Below are 18,548 nucleotides of genomic sequence, written 5' to 3'. Positions count from 1 at the left end.
TCCTCCAGCCAATGTCCGCTTCAGATCCAATCGCTGCCCGTGCTGCCTGTTTGAAGCGAAAAGCAGTTGATGTCTTCACGCCGCCTGGGTATTGCCTATGCCGTCGAGGAAGAGGTCCACCAGATGGGCAACGCGCGATTTCGTTGCGCCGCCTTGCTCGACGGCGAGAGCGATCGCCGTGACCACGCACACGAGATCGTCGACCGAGACGTCCTTGCGAACCGTCCCTGCCATCTGGGCACGCTGGAGCAGCCGGCGCCCCTCTTCGCGCCCGGCGTGACAGCCAGCGGTACCTTCCTGCAGGACCGTTCCCAGCAACGCAGCCAACCCGCGATAGTGGGTCGCGTGGTTCACGAGCTCCTTGACGAAGGCGCGTACGGAAGCGTTTGGTTCCAGCTTGTCATCGCGAGCGCGGCTTGCTTCGGCGAGCGACAGGAGGCGCTCGTCGCTCGTCGCGGCGAGGAGCGCGTCGCGCGTCGGGAAGCGACGATAGAGCGTGCCGATACCCACGTTGGCACGCTTCGCGATATCGTCGAGCGAGGCCTCGGCGCCGCGTTCGAGAAACAGCGCTTCCGCCGCTTCGAGAATGCGTTCCCGGTTGCGAGCCGCGTCGGCACGCAGCGGTGCTTCGTCGGTCGTGGAATGCTTGCTTTTCATCCTTGCCTTGATTTCTCTTGATAAGTGGATGATGCCTCCATATACTAAGTGGAGCAATTCTCCACTTAACCCAGGGGTCCATATGACAAAGCGATTCGAGGGCAAGGTTGTGGCGATCACCGGCGGCAGCGAGGGCATCGGCCTTGCGAGCGCCAGGCTGTTCGCGGACGAAGGAGCCCGGGTCTACATCACGGGCCGCAGGCAAAGTCGACTAGACGAGGCGATACGAGAAATCGGCAACGGTGCCGTCGGCGTTCAGGGGGACGCAAGTAACCTCGCCGACCTTGATCGACTCTATGAGCGCATCCGGCGCGACCACGGCAGACTCGACGTCGTTTTCGCCAATGCAGGCGTGGCCGAAGTCGAGCCGCGACCGCTGGGCACCATCGACGAGGCGGGTTTCGACCGACTTTTCGGCCTCAATGTGCGTGGCATGCTCTTCACTGTGCAGAAGGCTTTGCCGCTACTTTCGTCAGGTGGCGTTGTCGTCCTCAATGGCTCGGTGGCCGGCAGCAAAGGCTTTCCTGGCCAGTCGCTTTACAACGCAAGCAAGGCGGCTGTGCGGTCGTTCGCGCGAAGCTGGACGACCGACCTGAAGGAGCGAGGCATCCGCGTGAACGTGGTCTCCCCGAGCGGGACCGAGACACGCCCGATGCGGAGCTACCTCGATGCGCGGCCGGGCGTCGAAGATATGTTGAAGCAACTCGTGCCGATGGGGCGCCTGGGCCGGCCGGATGAGATCGCGCGCGCCGTGCTCTTCCTGGCGTCGACCGAAAGCAGCTATATCGCAGGCGTCGAACTCTACGTTGACGGTGGCTCACTCGCCGTTTGAGCCTTCAATGTCACTGTCGCATCGTTCTCTCCGAACGGGCCGTTTTTCGCGGCGATTGAGTGACGGTATAGCGAATCTTGTCGGGGCGCAGTTGCTTCGGGGTATTTATTTCTTCAAGCGTGAGGCACTGTGCGTCCGTTTGTCTTCGCCTTGCGGACGCGCGGATCGCGTAGATGGTAGTCGGCTCATGGCCGAACTGAGCCGGACACGAGCTGACATCGTCTGTCCAATCAAGTCCAAATTTTCAAACGTCAGTGTTTCTTGTCGTGATTTGCCAGCAATTCCGAGCGACCGATGATCGCTTTCGCGTTATCGGCTTGATCGGCGTCTGAAAAACCGGCGGCCTCGATGACTGGCGTGAGCGCTTTGAGTGCGACCTGCGGTTTGGCGCTGCGGAGCGATCCCATTCCTTCATTCCATGCGTGCAGCATCTGCTTGGCGATCCAATGCCAGCGCGTCTCGTTTTTTGCTGCTTCGACGATATCTTTTCCTGTCGATACGGCGGAGTCGCACAGTGCTTCGACCATCTCGCGGTATTGCTTCGGTGGGATGCCGAGACGCGTGTTGAAAAAACGCTCCAGCGTCTTCCCGGGGGCCCACGTTTTTCGACCGTCGATGCTCAGCCCCGGCGGATTGTTTGCAAAGCGCGGATAAGCCTCCGTGGTGACAATGTCATAGGCGGGTGTGTAGATGACGTCGTCGATGTTTGAGTAGAGGAGTGCGATGTTCTTTGCGTGACAGTCCGCGTTGCGCACGACGTAGTTGGTGATGAGTTGCCAGCCGAGCTGCTCTGCCTCTCTTCGCCAATTGGCAGGACCGATGTAGGGCTTTGTCGCGTTGAGAACCTGTTCGGTCGACGGGCGGTACTTCTCATGCGGAGGCAGGCCAAGCAGGCTACAAGCGTCTTCGAGGCCAAACGCCGGTTTGCCTTGTTCGTCGATGTCGAACCGGTCGACGACGAGCACGCGGCCGTCGTCCGACATCGTGGTCTTCGCTACTCGTGCGACGCCGAGTCTTGCCAGCACCTGCATCGAGTAATGCTCGTTGAAACCGAGATAGGGCGTTTGCTCGTCGGATCCCTTGATGATGTGTCGGCTCGTGCGTAGTGTTTGCTTGCCTGGCGTTGCCTGGACTGACGGGGATTCAGGCGCGAGGAATTTGGGCACGGCGCCGGAAATTGCCGCACGCGCGTAGTACCGAACAAGTTCCGCGAAGCGGGCGGTTGTGATGTCTTCGTGCAGCAAGCTTTTCAGGTCAAGCGGGTCGAGTTCGCCGCCTGGCGTACCGCCTTCGGGTGTGACGGTTATCCGACCGATTCCGGAGCCGCCGATGATGGCCAGGAGCGAAAGATCGGTTCCATCGAGATAAGGGCCGAACTCTTCGCGAATCACTTGAAAGAGAAATCCTTCCGGTAGATTCTGCCGGAAGAAGGGATGCAGGTCGCGCGGCCAAATCCAGGCATCTTCGCGAACGGGCATGGTCAGGCTGGCAAAATCGGCGTCGAGGGCGTCTGCGGTGTAGCGCAATGCATAGTCGTCCGCCTGGCGATAGAGATGAGCAACGAGTTTGCCCTTGACGTACACGTGAAGCCGCATGATCACGCGTCTCCCATCGTGCGCTGTTCGGCTAGCACGTCGTCCAGCGTGCGCCCGTGTCCGCGCTTCACCACGCGCAGGTCATAGCCAGCAGCCTCGAGAAGGCGAACGAGTGCAGATACGCTCATGTCGCCTCGCGCGAGCGTCTCCATGCGTGCAAGCGTTGTACGTGCGACACCGGCGTGCTCGGCCAGTTCTTTTTGTGAAAGTCCGGCGGAATGGCGAACCTCTCTCAGCATCTCTCCAATATCGGCCAAGGTTGTCATTTGTAGCCTCAGGGCGTCAGAAATTGCCAAATTGGCTAATATTGTAGCCCTTCTGCTACAAATCGGCATAGGGAAATTGTATCCCGAGGGCTACAAATTATGGCTGACGGGCTGGTTTTGTGTCCTGAGGGCTACCGGCGCTCGGTCATCGGGCCGACCGACAAGGTCGTGCGGCTCGGCGAGGCGCGCGTGTCGGCCTGATGCCGATGCGTTGCGTGGCGGCTCACCCGCGCATCGGCGGATTGAGCCGCGCGAACGCCGCCTGCCGGCGATACGGGAAGTACGGATACGGCGCTTCCACCGCGCTCGCCGCGTCCAGCTTCGCGACTTGCGCGTCGGTCAGCGCCCAGCCGACCGCGCCGAGGTTCTGCCGCAACTGTTCCTCGTTGCGCGCGCCGACGATCACCGACGACACGGTCGGCCGCTGCAGCAGCCAGTTCAGCGCGATCTGCGGCACCGTCTTGCCGGTTTCTTCCGCGATCGCGTCGAGCGCATCGACCACGTCGTATAGGCGCTCGTCGTCGACCGGCGGCCCGTAGCTGGCCGTTTCATGCAGGCGGCTGCCTTCGGGCAGCGGCGCATTGCGCCGGATCTTGCCGGTGAGCCGGCCCCAGCCGAGCGGGCTCCACACCAGCGCGCCGAGGCCCTGGTCGGCGCCGAGCGGCATCAGGTCCCACTCGTAGTCGCGGCCGACGAGCGAGTAGTACACCTGGTTCGCCACGTAGCGTGACCAGCCGTGCCGGTCGGCCGCCGCGAGCGACTTCATGATCTGCCAGCCGGCGAAGTTCGACACGCCGATGTAGCGGAGCTTGCCCGCGCGCACGAGCTCGTCGAGCGTCGACATCACTTCCTCGACCGGCGTGCCGGCGTCGAACGCGTGCAGTTGCAGCAGGTCGATGTAGTCGGTGTCGAGGCGGCGCAGCGCGTCGTCGACGGCGCGTACCAGCCGTGCGCGCGACGTGCCCGCGTCGTTCGGGCCGTCGCCGGTCGGCAGGCCGGTCTTGGTCGAGATCAGCACCTGGTCGCGGCGCCCCTTGAGCGCGGCGCCGAGCACGCGTTCGGACGCGCCGTCGGAATACACGTCGGCCGTGTCGAACAGGTTGACGCCGGCTTCGAGGCAGATGTCGATCAGGCGGCGCGCTTCGTCGACGCCGGTATTGCCCCATGCACTGAACAGCGGGCCGGTGCCGCCGAAGGTGCCGGCGCCGAAGCTCAGGACGGGGACCTTGAGGCCGGAGCGGCCGAGCGTACGGTATTCCATGGGCATTTCCTCTCGTCGTGTGGGCGCGGCGCGGCCGCGCGTCGATCGTCAGGCGATCAATGTACCGTTTGCGACTTTTCCTGATAATCCAGAAGATGACGAAAATATCCTTCGGAAGGAGCGAACAATGCTGCTCGACAACCTCGCGCTGTTCCTGCGCATCGTGGAGAAGGGCGGGCTGGCCGCGGCGGGCCGCGAGGTCGGCCTGTCGCCGGCCACGGTGTCCGAGCGGCTGACGGCGCTCGAGCGCCACTACGGCGCGGCGCTGCTCACGCGCACGACGCGTGCGATCAGCCTGACCGACGAGGGGCGCACGCTGGTGGACGGCGCGCGACGCCTGCTGGCCGAGGCCGACGAACTCGAAAGCCGTGTGCGGCTGGGCGTGCAGACGCTGTCGGGGCCGGTGCGGCTGAGCGCGCCGGCCGATCTCGGGCGCGAGCGCGTCGTGCCTGTCGTCGACGCGTTCCTGGCCGACCATCCGGGCGTCACGGTCGACCTGCATCTCGGCGACGGCTATGTCGATCTCGTCGGGCAGGGGCTGGATTTCGCGATCCGCCGCGGCACGCTGGCCGACAGTTCGCTGCGCAGCCGCTCGCTCGGCCGTGCGCGGCGCGTGGTATGCGCGTCGCCCGCGTATCTCGCCGCACATGGCACGCCACGGCATCCGGACGAACTCGCCGCGCACGACTGCATCGTGATGCGCTTCGGCCAGGAGCTGTATGCCGAATGGCCGTTCAGCATCGATGGCACATTGAAGCGCGTGGTGGTGCGCGGCCGGCGCGTCGCCAACGACGGGGCGCTCGTGCGCGCGTGGTGCATCGCGGGGCACGGCGTCGCGCTGAAGTCGCTGGTCGACGTCGAGCGGGATCTGGCGTCGGGCGCGCTCGTCGAGGTGCTCGGTGAGTTCTCGCCGGGCGATGTGGATCTGCAGATCGTCTATCCGGGTAGCGTCGCGCAGCCGCGGCGCGTGCGGGCGTTGATCGACAGGCTGGCGCAGGCGCTGGCGTAGTAAAAGCACGTTGCCCGCGCGCGGCCTGCGAGACGTTGCGACGCCGGTCCCGCTGCGATCGCATCGAATGCGCGATGGTGCGTACCGGCGCGCGGCATCGCAGGCTGAAACCACCGTTCAAACCCATTGCCCACATTTCGTCATTTAGCTAATATTCAAAACGTCAAACGAAGCCGAACCCCCATGGACGACGTCACCCGCATCAGCGCCTTGGCCAACGAAAGCCGTCTCGCCGTGCTGCGCTGGCTCAAGCAGCCGCGCAAGCATTTCCCGCCGCAGCCGCATGGCGATGTCGACGAACTCGGCGTGTGCTGCACGTACATCACCGAGAAGCTCGGCATCGCGCCGGCCACGACCACGCGCCACATGCGCATCCTCGCGGATGCCGGGCTCGTGCAGGCGACCCGCGTCGGCAAGTTCACGTACTACAAGCGGATCGACGGCGCGCTGCAACAGCTCGGCCGCGATCTCTCGCAACTCTGACTCTGACCGAGGCAACCGACATGGACGAACTTGCACTGCTGGCCGACGCCGACCGGCGCGCGCACGCGTATCTGGCTGCGACGAACGACCGGCGCGCGTTTCCCGATGCGGCGGCACTCGCCGGCCTCGCCGCGTTCGACGAGCCGCTGCCCGATACGGGCCGCCCGGCCGACGACGTGCTGCGCCTGCTCGACGAGCACGGCACGCCCGCGACGGTCGCATCGAACGGGCCGAACTACTTCGGCTTCGTGATCGGCGCGACGCTGCCGGCCGCGGCGGCGGCCGAGCGGCTGATGCTCGCATGGGACCAGTGCGCGTCGTCGTACGCGAATTCGCCGGTGGCCGCGACGCTCGAGCGCCAGGCCGCGCGTTGGGTCGTGGAGGCGCTCGGGCTGCCCGAAGGCAGCGCGGTCGGCTTCGGCACGAGCGCGACGGCCTGCACGCTCGTCGCGCTGGTAGCCGCGCGGCGCGCGCTGCTCGCGCGCAAGGGCTGGGATATCGACGAGGATGGCCTGATCGGCGCACCCGAGGTGAAAGTCGTGATCTCCGCGCTCGCGCACATCACGGTGAAGAAGGCGTTGCGCGTGCTCGGCTTCGGGATGAAGCGCATCGTCGTCGCGCCGGTCGATACGCACGGCCGGATCGACCCGGCGCAGTTGCCGCCGCTCGACGACATGACGATCTTCTGTGTGCAGGCCGGCGAAGTGAACACCGGCGAATTCGATCCGTTCGCGGCATTGATTCCGCCCGCGAAGGCGGCCGGTGCGTGGGTGCACGTGGACGGCGCGTTCGGCCTGTGGGCGCGGGCGTCGTCGAAGCGCGCGCTGACGGACGGCATCGACGGCGCGGACAGCTGGACGACCGATGGCCACAAATGGCTCAACACGCCGTACGACGGCGCGATGGTGATCTGCCGCGACGCGGCCGCGCTCGCCACCGCGATGAACAGCGACGCCGTCTACCTGAGCGGCGCGCAGGATGCGCAGAAGAACCTGAACCTCGAATTCTCGCGGCGCGCGCGCGGCATTCCCGTGTGGGCCGCGCTGCGCTCGCTGGGTCGCGCCGGCGTCGCGACGATGATCGAGCGGCATTGCGCGCAGGCGGCGCGGGTCGCGGACGGCCTGCGTGCGGCCGGCTACGACGTGCTGAACCGCGTCGTGCTGAACCAGGTGCTCGTGCGCGCCGGCACCGACGAGGAAACGGCGGCGATCCTCGAAGCCGCGCAGGCGTCGGGCGACGTGTGGTTCGGCGCGACCGTGTGGCAGGGGCGGCCGGCGTTCCGGATCAGCGTGTCGTCGTGGCGCACCGAGGATGCGCACATCGATCGTCTCGTCGCGTTGCTGACGAAGCTGCGCGGCGTACACGTGGGTTGAGCGTCACGCGTCGTACGCAGTCCAAATGGTTGTGGGCGCAACTTTAAGGAATTCGATGAAGGGCAGCGTGGCCTGCGGGGGCTTGCGACCCGTCTGCAAGCGCGAAAATATCGGACAATAGCCATCGCGCGGGCCGCGCCGGCACCGCGTCCAACCGAAGCATTCACGCTTGCGAGATCCCCATGTCGACTCCCTTTCCCCGGGAACTGCTGAAGGCCGCCGATATCGCGAAGATGGAACCGACGCGCGAGGTGCATTCGCTCAATCCCAATGCCGTTCGTCTCAAGCGTCAGCTCAGCGACCTGACGGGCCTGACGCAATTCGGCGTTCACCTGCTCACGCTGATGCCCGGTCACGAATCGGCCGAATATCACCGCCACCTGTACGAAGAAGAATTCGTGTACGTGCTGTCCGGTAGCGGCGCGGTGACGATCGGCGAGCACGTCAGTGAAATCGGGCCTGGCGATTTTCTGGGTTTTCCGCGCGGCGGAGAAGCGCATACGGTGCAGAACACCGGCGAGGCGCCGCTGGAGCTGCTCGTCGGCGGGCAGCGGCTCGAGCACGACGTGTGCGAATACCCGCGCGTTGGCAAGCGGCTGTATATCGCCGGCGAGCTCGAGGGGTACGTCGAGCTGCCGAAACAGCCGAGACGGCCGATTGCACGTCATCTCAGGAGGAGGCCGTTCGTTCAATGTGCGCGCGCGAGACTGCCGCGGGATTGTGCATGCACGTCAAACACGCGATGACGTCCCGGTTTCGGGCGACTTGAACGACGCCTGTCGTCGGCGCGGGCATCGCGAAGCGGCGAGGGTCGCAACGTGGCCACGCGAGATGAGCGATTCATGCGTCGAACGCGCTTGATTTCAATAAATAGAATGGCTGCAGCCGGCGGCTGCCTACATCGATGCGTCAGATACCTTTTATTGCTTTTGCGCTCTCGGCCCTCGTGCCCGGCCTGGTGTGGTCGTATTTGGCCGACGATCCCGGCTCGCTCACATATTCCGTTCCAATCGCATACTTCGGCACGGCAGCGTTTGCGATTCCGCAATATCTGCTGGTCACGAAATACTGGCGCGTTTCGATGATTTCATCGTGCCTGTGCGGCAGCATCACGGGGTTGTTGACATGGATTGCCACTTATTTGATTTACACCGCCATCTGGGATGACGATGTTTTCAAGGCCGGCTTGTCGGTCGTTTTGGGGTTCCTTGCGTTCCTGGGCCTGGGGGCAGTGGCGGGCTTGGTGTTCTGGCTGATGCATCGTTGGCAGCAATCCAGAGGATGAGTTCGCTTATCGCGAACGGGGGGCGAAGCCATCGCAGGGAGCAGCCGTCGCGCTGCCTGGCCTACCGGGCGGCGCCGCTGCATGCACGGGGGCCGGATCGATTGCGCTTCGATCCTGTGCCCCGCCGCGCTTATGATGCGGGAACGCCACTGACAGGGTTCCACGCCATGGATGCGCCGCTCCCGCCGATGTCTGCCCCGCTTGCCGAAACGGCATCTGAAACCGAAACGGCACCTGAAGCCGAAACCGCACCAGAAACCGAAGCCGCCGGCGAGCCGCGCGCGTCGCGCCTGCACCGGCCGGTCGCGCTCGTCACCGGCTCGACGTCGGGGATCGGGGCGGCCGTCGCGCGTCGCCTGGCGGCCGACGGTTACGCGGTGATCCTGCATTCGCGCAGCTCGGCCGACACCGGGCGTGCGATGGCGCGCGAGCTTGGCGCGGCTTACGTGCAAGCCGATCTCGCTGACGATGCCGAACGCGTGCGGCTGATCCGCGACGCCCTCGCCGTGCACGGGCGGCTCGACGTGCTCGTCAACAATGCGGGCGCCAGCCGCGTGATTCCGCATGACGACCTCGCGGCGGCCACGCCCGACGTCTGGCGCGAGATGCATGAAATCAACGTGATCGCGCCATTCCGGCTGGTCGCCGAAGCGGAGGCCGCGCTGCGCGAGTCGGCGTCGCACGGGCGAGCCGGGTGCGTCGTGAACGTCAGCTCGCATGCGGGCGTGCGGCCGAAGGGCGCGTCGATTCCGTATGCGGCCGCGAAGGCCGCGCTCAATCACACGACGCGGCTGCTCGCACGTACGCTTGCGCCGGCGATTCGCGTCAATGCGGTCGCGCCGGGGCTCGTCGATACGCCGCTGACCGCCGACTGGACGGAAGCGCAGCAGCTCTGGCGCGAGCGCGCGCCGATGTGCCGCGCGGCGACGCCGGACGATATCGCGCAAACGGTCGCGATGCTCGTCGCATCCGATTACGTGACGGGCGAGATCGTGATGCTCGACGGCGGGTTGAACCTGACGTGATGCGGTGATGCGGCGGCGCGCAGGCATCGCATGTTGCGCAACCGCCGCGGCCGTTCGAAGGTGCTTGCGATCAGCCGAGATTCGACCGCAGCCGCGCGAGCGCCTGATCGTGCGTGCGCTCGAACTTCAGCGGCGTGACCGCGATATACCCTTCGCCCAATGCGACCGTTTCCGAATCCGCATCGTCGTCGCGCGGTGCGCGCGCGAGCTTCAGCCAGTGATAGTCGATCTCGCGCGGATCGCGTCCCGACACGATCTCGACACCCTGCAGCGTGCCGGCGCCCTGGTTCGTCACCTTCAGGCCGCGCACGTCCTCGGCCGGCCGCGGCGGGAAATTCACGTTGAGGCACGCGTCGCTGTCCCAGCCGGCGGCGACGAGCCGGCGGATGACGTCCGGCGCATGCGCGAGCGCCGTGTTCCACGGCACCGCGTTGCGATCGACGAACGCCTGGCTCAGCGCGATGGCCGGCACGCCGACCAGCATGCTCGTCATCGCCGCGCCGACCGTGCCGGAAAATACCGTTTCGGTGCCGAGGTTCGCGCCGCGATTCACGCCGGACAGCACGACGTCGGGCCGCGCGCCCTTCATCAGGTGGCTGACCGCGATCGCGACGCAGTCGCCCGGCGTGCCGCGCACCGCGAAGCGGCGCTCGCCCTTGCGATGCACGCGCAGCGGTTCGTGCAGGCTCAGCGAATGCGACGTGCCGCTCTGGTCCTCGGCCGGCGCGACGATCCACACTTCGCGCGCGAGTTGCGTGGCGACCTGTTCGAGTATGTCAAGGCCGGGAGCGTCGAATCCGTCGTCGTTGGTGAGCAGGACACGGTCGAACAGCGGGCGGGTTGCTTGCATCGGGACGATCCTCGTGAAGGGCAATGAGAGGGGAAGTGCGGCGTGGCGCAAGCCACAAGGCTAGCACTCCGGCGTGAGGATCGTCGTGTCGCGCCGGTAGCGCCGGTCCGCGCGGACGTGAAAACGGGCGCATCGTGCGCCCGTTTGCCGTGTCGCGGCATGTGCCTGCCGGTGTGGCGGCCGGAACCGCTCAACCGAGCAGGTAGCGCAGCAGGCCGGCCGACACGACGCCGACGATGACGGTCGGCAGGATCGACAGGCGCGTCGCCGCGAGCAGCGTGATCGCGAGCGCGAACAGATCGGCGGGGCGCGTCGACACGAAGGCCGGCGCGATCACCGAGATCAGCACGCAGCCCGGCACGTTCTCCATCACCGACGCCATCCGCGGGCTCAGCGTGCGATTGCGCAGCAGCACGTAGCCGAGGATGCGCGACAGGTAGGTGGTCGACGCCATCAGCACGATCGTCGCGACCGTGCTGAAATCCGGCAGCTCAGGCATCGCGCGGCTCCCACAGCAGCGCGGCGATCAGCCCCGCGCAGGCGCCGGCCGCGACATACCACGCGCCGGGAAGCGCGAGATGCGTGGCCGCCGCGACGACGAGGCTCACGAACCACGGGCGGCTCGCGCGCACCCCTTTCCACATGCCGCGCAGCAGCACCAGAAACACGGCCGTGAACGCCATGTCGAAGCCGTACTGTTCGACGTTGCCGATCGTCGGGCCGACCGCCGCGCCGAGCGTCGTCATCGAGATCCACGTCAGGTAGAGCCCCACGCAGATGCCCGCGTAATAGGGCACGCTGATGTGCGTGGCCGAGCGCTCGCGCGCGTCGGCGAGCGACATCGCCCAGCTCTCGTCGCACATGAAGAACAGCGCGACGAACGCGCGGCGGCGCGGCAGGCGCCGGATATACGGCTCGAACGCCGCGCCCATCAGGATGTGGCGCGAATTCACGAGGAACGACATCGCGACGATCAGCGCGATGTGCGGCGGCGACGTCCACAGGTGGATCGCCGCGAATTCGGAGCCCCCGCCGAAGTTCAGGCCCGTCATCATCGGCACCTCGAACAGGCTCAGCCCTTTCTGCGCGGCCTGCGCGCCCAGCACCAGCGCGAACGGCACGAAACCCAGCATGACGGGCAGCGCCGCGCGCAAACCGCGACCCATCTCGGCGACATAGGCGGGCTTGTCGCGAAGCCCGGACGACGTTGAAACGCTACTGCTCATTACTCCTCCTTCGGGGGAGGGATTGTCTGCTTTTTTGACTCGAATCGGGTTGCGTTGTCGCCAGATTTTTCTCAGAATTTGGCATTGAACGCGTGATACGCGAATTTTTTGGAATCGGATGCCAATGAAACTTGACGCTATCGACCGCCGGATCCTGAGCGCGCTGCAGCGCGACGGCCGCATGCAGAACGTGGAGCTTGCGCACGAGGTCGGGCTGTCGCCGTCGCCGTGCCTGCGGCGCGTGCGGCTCCTCGAGGAAGCCGGCGTGATCGAGAAATACGTGGCCGTGCTGAATCCGGCGAAGGTCGGCAAGGGGCTGACGATCTTCACGCGCGTGTGGCTGAAGGGGCAGGACGCGGAATCGGTGAACCGTTTCGCCGAGGCCGTCCAGCAGATGCCGGAAGTCGTCGAATGCCACCTGATGGCCGGCGACTGCGATTTCCTGCTGCGCGTCGTCGCGGCCGACATCGACGATTACCGGCGCTTCCAGATGGAATACCTGACGCGTATTCCCGGCGTGCTCAGCGTGAAGACCGACATTCCGATGCAGAAGGTCAAGCTCACGTCGGCGCTGCCGACCTGAAGCGGGGCGGGCGCGCGGCGACGCGTCGACGAGCGGTCATCGCGCGGTGACAATCGCCCGATAAACTGATGGGGTGAGTCGCATCGCACGTATTGCCGGTGCGGTCGCACACTGTTCGATGTGCAAGCAACTAACGGTCAATGCCGACGCGATCGGCCGAGCGGCGCTGCGTGGCGCGCCGGGGTCGTGCGTCGGCGCGAATGCGTTTCTTCCTGTCGAGCCCTACATGCAGCCATTCAATACGCCGTGGAATTCGCTGGAAATCGTCAAGCTCACGCTCGGCGTGCTGACGCCGTTGTCGGTCGCCTGTCTCTGCTGGCTGGTCGCGCGCCGGCTGAAGCGGCTCGAGCTCGTGCAGTGGACCAACCAGCGGCTGATCGAGAAGCGGCTCGCGCTGTACGACGCGGTCGCGCCGCAGCTCAATGCGCTGCTGTGCTTCTACACGTGGATCGGCTACTGGAAGGACATCTCGCCGGACGACGTGATCCGCGCGAAGCGCGACCTCGACCGCACGTTCCACATCTACCGCTACCTGTTCGACGACGACGTGTACGACGCGTATCACACGTTCATCCACGCGCTGTTCGAGATGCATACGGGGCCGGGCCGCGACGCGCGGATCCGCTCGCTGATCCAGGCGCCCGACGGCGACCGCAGCGTGCACGGTTCGTATGAGTGGAAGCCGGCGTGGTCCGAGCGTTTCGCGACCGCGAATGTCGTGTCGAAGGACGACGTGCTGCGGCACTACACGCAATTGATGGAGCGGCTGCGCGTGGCGCTGGGGGCGACGCGCTGAGGGCTTCGGCGTCTGCGCTCGGGCGCCTCGCGCGTCATGCCGGTATCGAAATCCGCCACCCGGCAGCACGGATTCGCACCCTCGCGCATGAACCGGATGCGGCGCGCGGCAACGCTTGCCATGCTCGCTCCATGTCCACTTGCACGAGGCTCGTATGGTCGTCGACACCGGCCGCCAGCCGTCCCTGGTCCGCTCGCCCGGCGCACGCCGCAGGCGCCTTCGCCCGAATCGCATGCGATGCCGTTGCCGATCGAACCGGAAATCGGCGACATCGTCTTCATCCGCGTCACCGTGCGGCCGTTTCTCGAAGTGGCGAGCGCGACGCGCTCATGGACGAATCACGTTGGAATCGTCGTCGGCGAGCGCGGTGGCGAGGCGCTGATCGCGGAGAGCACGTTTCCGCTGTCGCGCGTCACGACGATGTCGCGGTTTCTCGCGCGCTCCGATCGCGGCGCATGCGTGATCGCGCGGCTGAAGCAGCCGCTTGATGCCGCGCAGCGACACCGGCTCGTCGACGCGGCGATGCGCAGGATCGGCGTGGTGTACGACACGGGTTTCAATCTCGCGTCGCGCCGGCAGTTTTGCTCGCGTTTCGTGCGCGAGATCGTGCGCGATGCAACGCGGATCGTGCTCGGCGACGTCGAGACCTTCGACATGCTGCTGCGCCGGAATCCCGATCATCCGCTCGGCTTCTGGAAGATCTGGTACTTCGGGCGGATTCAGTGGCGTCGCCGCATGGTGACGCCGGCGAGTTTGCTTGGTAGTGGCGAGTTGCGGGTCGTGGTGGATACGCGCGAGCGCAAGGCGGATGGGTGAACAAGCGCGATCAGGAGCCGGCTGTACGTTCGCTTGATTGCGCGTGTGTAGAAGCCGACCGCTTTGGGGGCGCGTGATTCAGGCGAACGAGATCATGAGCGTCTTGCCGCAAGCCGCCGCGTACTTGCGTAGCGTATCGATGGACGGGGAATGCTGCCCGGTGGCGAGCGCGCGCTCGAGTCGAGTGATGGCGGGCGCTTTCGTGCCCATCCGCTCCGCCACATCGGCTTGCGACAAGCCCGCCTCTCGCCGTGCAGCCAGCATCGCGTCGAGCAGCGCGAATTCCTCGCGATTCAATCGTTCGTATTCCGTGCGCACCGCGGGGTCGGCCAATGCCCGCTCGCGTAGTTCCTTATACGTTGCCATCTCGAACCTCCTTCAATCGACGACGCGCGATGTCCAGTTCCTTCAGAGGCGTCCTTGGCGTCTTCTTCACGAAGCAGTGGAGCATGACGATACGCCGCTCGACGATCGCGCAGTAAAACACTCGGGCAATACCTTCTGCGCCTTTCAAGCGCATTTCGTACAGGCCGTTTCCCATCGATTGGGAGTGGGGCTCCCCGAGATTCGGGCCGTACCGTTCCATGCGGTCAGCGAGTGCAAAGTATCGGGCAAGCAAGGTCGTCGGCAACGACGCTACGCCCACCGCTACACACTCATTGAAGAACTGGATCTCGTAACCATGAGTCGGCATAGTAACAAATATGTTATGTCGATGCAAGAACGGCGACCGACCGCAGCTGCGGACACGGGCGGTTGGTCAGACGTGAGGGGAGTTGGCGACCGTATTTCTTCGATCGGAGATATCGGTGACGATGTACGGACCCGAGCACGCTCGGGAAATTCGGGTCCGGCAAGCAGCGCGATTCGGTGTCAGCGTGGAGCGGGCACGACGGATTCGCGACGGGGTTAGTTCCGCCCCGCCACCGCGAGCCGCGCCGCCAGCCCCACGAACACCGACCCGAGCAGATACTGCGGCACCTTCGACGGCCGGCGGCGCGCGCCGATCCGTTGGCTCAGCCGGCTCGCGGACAGAATCACCGCACCGTTCACGACGATCCCGATGAGGTTCAGCACCGTCGCGAGCACGAGAATCTGCACGGCGATCGAGCCGTGCTCGGGCCGCACGAACTGCGGGAACAGCGCGAGCACGAACAGCGCCATCTTCGGGTTCAGCAGGTTCGTCGTCAGCCCTTGGCGAAAGATCGTCGCGGTTGAATGGCGGCGTTGCGACGCGACGGGCGACAGCGCGGTCGCATCCGAACGGAACGTTTTCCATGCGAGATACAGCAGATACGCGGCGCCTGCGAAACGCACCGCGTCGTACGCGAGCGGCACCGCGACGAAGAGCTGCGACAGACCGAGCGCGGCCGCGAGCGCGTGGCAGTAGGTGCCGGCCTGAATGCCCGCGAGCGTCGCGAAGCCGGCGCGTCGCCCCTGGCTCACGCTGCGGGACGCGATCAGCAACATGTCCGGGCCGGGCGTAACGGTCAGCGCGAGACACGCGCCGGAGAACAGTGCGAGCGTGGAGAAGTCGATCATGGCAGTCCCTTGTGCTGGTGCGGCGTAAAAGGGAGGTCAGTTTAGGAGGGCGCGCGAGGCCGGTCAATCGAGCGAACGGACGATGGCCGGACGGCACGGATCGCGGGACGCATGCATTGCGCATGCGCGGCCTGCGCCCCTCACTATTTGCGACAGCCAACCTGATAATCGATCACGGTGTTTGCCGACGGCCGGTCCGGCTCGCCGCCCACCGTCGTCACGCCGAGTACGCCGGCCGCGTTCCGGTAGCGCAGCGCGCAATACCCGACGCCGGTGCCCGAACACGCTTCAGCTTCGACGATGCCGTGCTTTGCGAGCGTTGCAGCCCCGTCCATTGCATCCGGCTTCTCGCGCGGTCGCAGCGGTTGCCAGCCATGCGCGATCAGGATCCTCCGTGCCACGTCTAGCGGCTTGCCATACACGTTCGGCACGACCGCGCGGCCGTCGCAGAACGTACGCTCGGCGACGACGCGGGTCAACCGCAGGCCGCCGCTTTCTTCGTGCAGCTCGCCGACGGGCGCGCCGGGGCCGTTGCCGCCCCAGACGAGCAGCGCGCCGTTTTCCAGACGATCGACCGGGCCGAGCTGCCAGCCGGCCTTGCGTGCCGTATAGCCGAGTGCGACGAGTGTGGTGCCGTCGAATACGCCGATATTGCCGTTGCGCGCGAAACACATCGCGCTCGTGCCGGCGTTGAATCCGCTCGCGAAGGTCACGACCGTGTAGCGCCCGAGCGGTGCCTCGGACGTCACGATCCAGTTGCGCTGCGCGACTTCGCGGCCGGCCGCCGTGGTCGTTTTCGCGCGATATTGCGTGCAGAATGAATCGAGCGAACCGCTTTCAGGTGAGCGCGGCAGCACGCCGAGCGGCACGAGCGACGCCCCGGCGATCTCGGAGGCCGTCCGCAGCGTATCGGGCGAGGCCGATGCCGTGCCGCCGAACGCGGCACCGGCAAATACCGCGATCGAAACGATCGAAGCAAGACGGCGGGTGAGCGGTGAGGCAACGGAAAGAAACACGCAGGCTGTCTCCGGGGAAAATGGAACGGGCGCGGCAATCGCGCTTCTTCGCCCGTATGTCACGGTCGCGCGCACCGCCCGGCGGCACGCCCACGTGCCGCCGCCGACTCTCAGCCGTTCGCGACGACGTCGATGCGCAGCGCGTCGCCGCCGGCGACGATCGCCAGCAGGCGATCGACATTCGGGTGCGCGCCCGGACGATTGCGTGCGTCGGCCGTATGCTCGGCGAACACCGCGAGGCCGTGTTCGGCCGCTTTCGCGTCGAGCGTGCCGAACGCCTGCTTCAGATAGTGGTACACCGCGAGCGAGCCCTGCTTGCCCGGCTGGTTCTCGATGGTCGCGACCACGTCGCCGTTCGCGCCGACGAGATCGATGCGCGCGATGCCGTCGATGGCCGGCAGTTGCGCGAGGTTGTCCTTGAATACTTGGGTCGGTTGAATCACTGAAAACACTCCGTCGGTTCGGTCATCGGCCAAGGTGCGTGGCCGGCCGTATCTTATCCGATCGGATTCGGCGCGCCGGCCCGCGTGCCGGTGCCGGCCGTGCGCCACGCGAGCGCCGCGCCCGCGAGCTGCAGCGCGCTGCCGGTCAGCATCGCGACCCGGAGCCCGGTCGCACCGCCGCCGCACGCGTCGTACAGCGTGCCCAGCATCGCGACGCCGAATACCGCGCCGATCATCCGCGTCACGTTCATCAGCGATGCCGTCGTGCCGGCGCGTGCGGCGTCGACCGCGCCGACGGCCGTCGCGGCCAGCGACCCGACCGCGAGGCCGAGCCCCGTGCCGGTCAGCGCGAGCCCGGCCTCGGCCCACGCGAGCATCGGCGCATGCGGATCCGTCGAACCGGCCGCGCCGATGCCGATCGCGGCGAGCCCGAGCCCCATCAGCGCGACGCCGCCCGCGCCGGCCGTGCGCCCGCCGACGCGGGCCGCGACCGCGCCGGAGCCGAACGACACGAGCGCGAACGGCACCGACATCGGCAGCAGTGCGAGGCCCGCGCCGGTGGCGTCGAGCACGTGGTGGCTCTGCCATGCGAGCGGCAGCACGAACAGCATCCCGTAACCGCCGAAGGTCATCGCGCCGTTGCCGACGAGCATCCCGCGGAACGCGCGATTCGCGAACAGGTCGAGCGGCACGAGCGCGGCCGTGCCGAGCCGCCGTTCGATCCGCACGAACAGCGCGATGGCGGCCGCGCCGGTCGCGACCAGCAGCGCCGCGCGCAGCGGGTCGTGGCGCGCGTCGATCGTCGCGAATACGACGCAGCCGATCGCGATCGCGCCGAGCACCTGCGCGGCTGGATCGAAGCGTCGGCCCTGCGGATCGGCCGATTCCGGCACGACGGCGCTGGCGAGCCCGATCGCGGCGACGCCGAACGGAATCACGACGCCGAAGATGCTGCGCCAGCCGAACGCGTGGATCAGCACGCCGCCGAGCGTCGGGCCGACGATCATCGCGATGCCGCCGCACGCGGCCCAGATGCCGAGCGCGCGTGCGCGTTCGGCCGGATCGCGCCAGATCACGCGAACGATCGCGAGCGAAGCGGGGATCAGCAGCGCGGCGCCCGCGCCGGCGAGCGCACGGCCCGCGATCAGCACGCCGAGCGTCGGCGCGAGCGCGCACACGACCGACGCGCCGCTCAGCACCGCCGCGCCGAGCAAGAACGCGCGCCGCCGGCCGTACAGGTCGCCGATCAGGCCGCCCGTGAGCAGCAGCACCGCATACGCGAGGTTGTACGCGTCGATCACCCATTGCAGCGCGCCGACGCGGGCGCCGAACGCGGTGCCGATCGGTTCGGTCGCGAGATTGACGATCGCCGTGTCGATCTGCGCGATCAGCACGGCGATGCACAGGGCCGGCAGCACGAGGCGGTGCCGGGCCGGTGCAGCGGCATCGGCCGCGTCGGTGGAAGCGGGGCGGCGTGTCGGATTCACTGG

At 66.6% G+C, this 18,548-nt stretch carries 21 protein-coding genes and 2 pseudogenes; 10 read left to right on the top strand and 13 right to left on the bottom strand.

The window, feature by feature from the left end:
* Positions 1-75: 75 nt before the first annotated feature.
* Positions 76-657 carry a TetR/AcrR family transcriptional regulator gene (locus HWW87_RS26250; RefSeq protein ID WP_175822741.1) on the bottom strand — a complete coding sequence of 194 codons (582 nt, stop codon included), beginning with the start codon at positions 655-657 and terminating at the stop codon, positions 76-78.
* 82 nt (positions 658-739) lie between these two features.
* Here HWW87_RS26250 and HWW87_RS26245 point away from each other — a divergent pair, with 82 nt between their 5' ends.
* Positions 740-1,489 carry an SDR family oxidoreductase gene (locus HWW87_RS26245; protein WP_175822740.1) on the top strand — a complete coding sequence of 250 codons (750 nt, stop codon included), beginning with the start codon at positions 740-742 and terminating at the stop codon, positions 1,487-1,489.
* Positions 1,490-1,740: 251 nt separating this feature from the next.
* Here HWW87_RS26245 and HWW87_RS26240 read toward each other — a convergent pair whose 3' ends face one another.
* The 3 genes from HWW87_RS26240 to HWW87_RS26230 form a co-directional block, all read right to left on the bottom strand.
* Positions 1,741-3,084, bottom strand: a complete 1,344-nt coding sequence (locus HWW87_RS26240) for a type II toxin-antitoxin system HipA family toxin (RefSeq protein WP_175822739.1) — start codon at positions 3,082-3,084, stop codon at positions 1,741-1,743.
* Between the two features lie 2 nt (positions 3,085-3,086).
* Complete coding sequence (locus HWW87_RS26235) at positions 3,087-3,350, bottom strand: helix-turn-helix transcriptional regulator (protein WP_175822738.1); 264 nt, start codon at positions 3,348-3,350, stop codon at positions 3,087-3,089.
* Between the two features lie 223 nt (positions 3,351-3,573).
* The gene (locus tag HWW87_RS26230) at positions 3,574-4,611 is read right to left on the bottom strand and encodes an aldo/keto reductase (protein ID WP_175822737.1); all 1,038 of its coding nucleotides are present in this window, start codon (positions 4,609-4,611) and stop codon (positions 3,574-3,576) included.
* 127 nt (positions 4,612-4,738) lie between these two features.
* Between HWW87_RS26230 and HWW87_RS26225 the strand changes: the two genes are divergently transcribed.
* From HWW87_RS26225 to HWW87_RS26200, 6 genes and pseudogenes are all read left to right on the top strand, one after another.
* On the top strand, positions 4,739-5,620 hold the full coding sequence (locus tag HWW87_RS26225; RefSeq protein WP_175822736.1) for a LysR family transcriptional regulator: 882 nt from the start codon (positions 4,739-4,741) through the stop codon (positions 5,618-5,620).
* Between the two features lie 183 nt (positions 5,621-5,803).
* Entirely contained in the window at positions 5,804-6,103 is a 300-nt protein-coding gene (locus HWW87_RS26220) for a metalloregulator ArsR/SmtB family transcription factor (protein ID WP_175822735.1), read from the top strand.
* A gap of 20 nt (positions 6,104-6,123) precedes the next feature.
* A complete protein-coding gene (locus tag HWW87_RS26215) occupies positions 6,124-7,476 on the top strand; it encodes a pyridoxal-dependent decarboxylase (RefSeq protein ID WP_175822734.1) in 1,353 nt (450 codons plus the stop codon).
* 182 nt (positions 7,477-7,658) lie between these two features.
* Positions 7,659-8,123, top strand: a pseudogene (locus tag HWW87_RS26210) (cupin domain-containing protein); the annotation flags it as partial.
* Positions 8,124-8,380: 257 nt separating this feature from the next.
* Positions 8,381-8,761: a hypothetical protein gene (locus HWW87_RS26205; RefSeq protein WP_175822733.1), complete on the top strand. Its 381-nt coding sequence runs from the start codon at positions 8,381-8,383 to the stop codon at positions 8,759-8,761.
* Positions 8,762-8,928: 167 nt separating this feature from the next.
* On the top strand, positions 8,929-9,786 hold the full coding sequence (locus HWW87_RS26200) for an SDR family oxidoreductase (RefSeq protein ID WP_175822732.1): 858 nt from the start codon (positions 8,929-8,931) through the stop codon (positions 9,784-9,786).
* A gap of 70 nt (positions 9,787-9,856) precedes the next feature.
* On the opposite strand, the gene surE is transcribed toward HWW87_RS26200, so the two are convergent.
* The 3 genes from surE to HWW87_RS26185 all read right to left on the bottom strand — a co-directional run bounded on the left by surE (position 9,857) and on the right by HWW87_RS26185 (position 11,862).
* Positions 9,857-10,636: a 5'/3'-nucleotidase SurE gene (gene surE, locus HWW87_RS26195; RefSeq protein WP_175822731.1), complete on the bottom strand. Its 780-nt coding sequence runs from the start codon at positions 10,634-10,636 to the stop codon at positions 9,857-9,859.
* Between the two features lie 190 nt (positions 10,637-10,826).
* Complete coding sequence (locus HWW87_RS26190; protein ID WP_175822847.1) at positions 10,827-11,126, bottom strand: AzlD family protein; 300 nt, start codon at positions 11,124-11,126, stop codon at positions 10,827-10,829.
* A gap of 1 nt (position 11,127) precedes the next feature.
* Positions 11,128-11,862, bottom strand: a complete 735-nt coding sequence (locus tag HWW87_RS26185; protein ID WP_175822730.1) for an AzlC family ABC transporter permease — start codon at positions 11,860-11,862, stop codon at positions 11,128-11,130.
* 124 nt (positions 11,863-11,986) lie between these two features.
* Between HWW87_RS26185 and HWW87_RS26180 the strand changes: the two genes are divergently transcribed.
* From HWW87_RS26180 to HWW87_RS26170, 3 genes and pseudogenes are all read left to right on the top strand, one after another.
* Positions 11,987-12,445, top strand: coding sequence for an Lrp/AsnC family transcriptional regulator (locus HWW87_RS26180; RefSeq protein WP_006486309.1), 459 nt, complete (start codon positions 11,987-11,989; stop codon positions 12,443-12,445).
* Positions 12,446-12,671: 226 nt separating this feature from the next.
* Entirely contained in the window at positions 12,672-13,241 is a 570-nt protein-coding gene (locus HWW87_RS26175) for a hypothetical protein (RefSeq protein ID WP_175822729.1), read from the top strand.
* Positions 13,242-13,395: 154 nt separating this feature from the next.
* A pseudogene (locus HWW87_RS26170) lies at positions 13,396-14,057 on the top strand (YebB family permuted papain-like enzyme).
* 78 nt (positions 14,058-14,135) lie between these two features.
* Here HWW87_RS26170 and HWW87_RS26165 read toward each other — a convergent pair.
* The 6 genes from HWW87_RS26165 to HWW87_RS26140 all read right to left on the bottom strand — a co-directional run bounded on the left by HWW87_RS26165 (position 14,136) and on the right by HWW87_RS26140 (position 18,545).
* A complete protein-coding gene (locus HWW87_RS26165; RefSeq protein ID WP_175822728.1) occupies positions 14,136-14,423 on the bottom strand; it encodes a helix-turn-helix transcriptional regulator in 288 nt (95 codons plus the stop codon).
* Complete coding sequence (locus HWW87_RS26160) at positions 14,410-14,751, bottom strand: type II toxin-antitoxin system RelE/ParE family toxin (RefSeq protein ID WP_175822727.1); 342 nt, start codon at positions 14,749-14,751, stop codon at positions 14,410-14,412. The genes HWW87_RS26165 and HWW87_RS26160 overlap by 14 nt, the downstream gene beginning before the upstream one ends.
* A gap of 215 nt (positions 14,752-14,966) precedes the next feature.
* Entirely contained in the window at positions 14,967-15,599 is a 633-nt protein-coding gene (locus tag HWW87_RS26155) for a LysE family translocator (protein ID WP_175822726.1), read from the bottom strand.
* A 143-nt stretch (positions 15,600-15,742) separates the two neighbouring features.
* Positions 15,743-16,615 carry a hypothetical protein gene (locus HWW87_RS26150; protein WP_175822725.1) on the bottom strand — a complete coding sequence of 291 codons (873 nt, stop codon included), beginning with the start codon at positions 16,613-16,615 and terminating at the stop codon, positions 15,743-15,745.
* Positions 16,616-16,725: 110 nt separating this feature from the next.
* Positions 16,726-17,058 carry a DUF2322 family protein gene (locus HWW87_RS26145; RefSeq protein ID WP_124594909.1) on the bottom strand — a complete coding sequence of 111 codons (333 nt, stop codon included), beginning with the start codon at positions 17,056-17,058 and terminating at the stop codon, positions 16,726-16,728.
* 53 nt (positions 17,059-17,111) lie between these two features.
* Positions 17,112-18,545: an MFS transporter gene (locus tag HWW87_RS26140; protein WP_175822724.1), complete on the bottom strand. Its 1,434-nt coding sequence runs from the start codon at positions 18,543-18,545 to the stop codon at positions 17,112-17,114.
* Positions 18,546-18,548 lie beyond the last annotated feature (3 nt).

The sequence above is a fragment of the Burkholderia sp. BCC0419 genome (assembly GCF_902830285.1).
Taxonomy (GTDB): domain Bacteria; phylum Pseudomonadota; class Gammaproteobacteria; order Burkholderiales; family Burkholderiaceae; genus Burkholderia.
The sequence above is the reverse complement of the archived record's forward strand: the minus strand, read 5'-3'. Positions and strand labels throughout refer to the sequence as shown.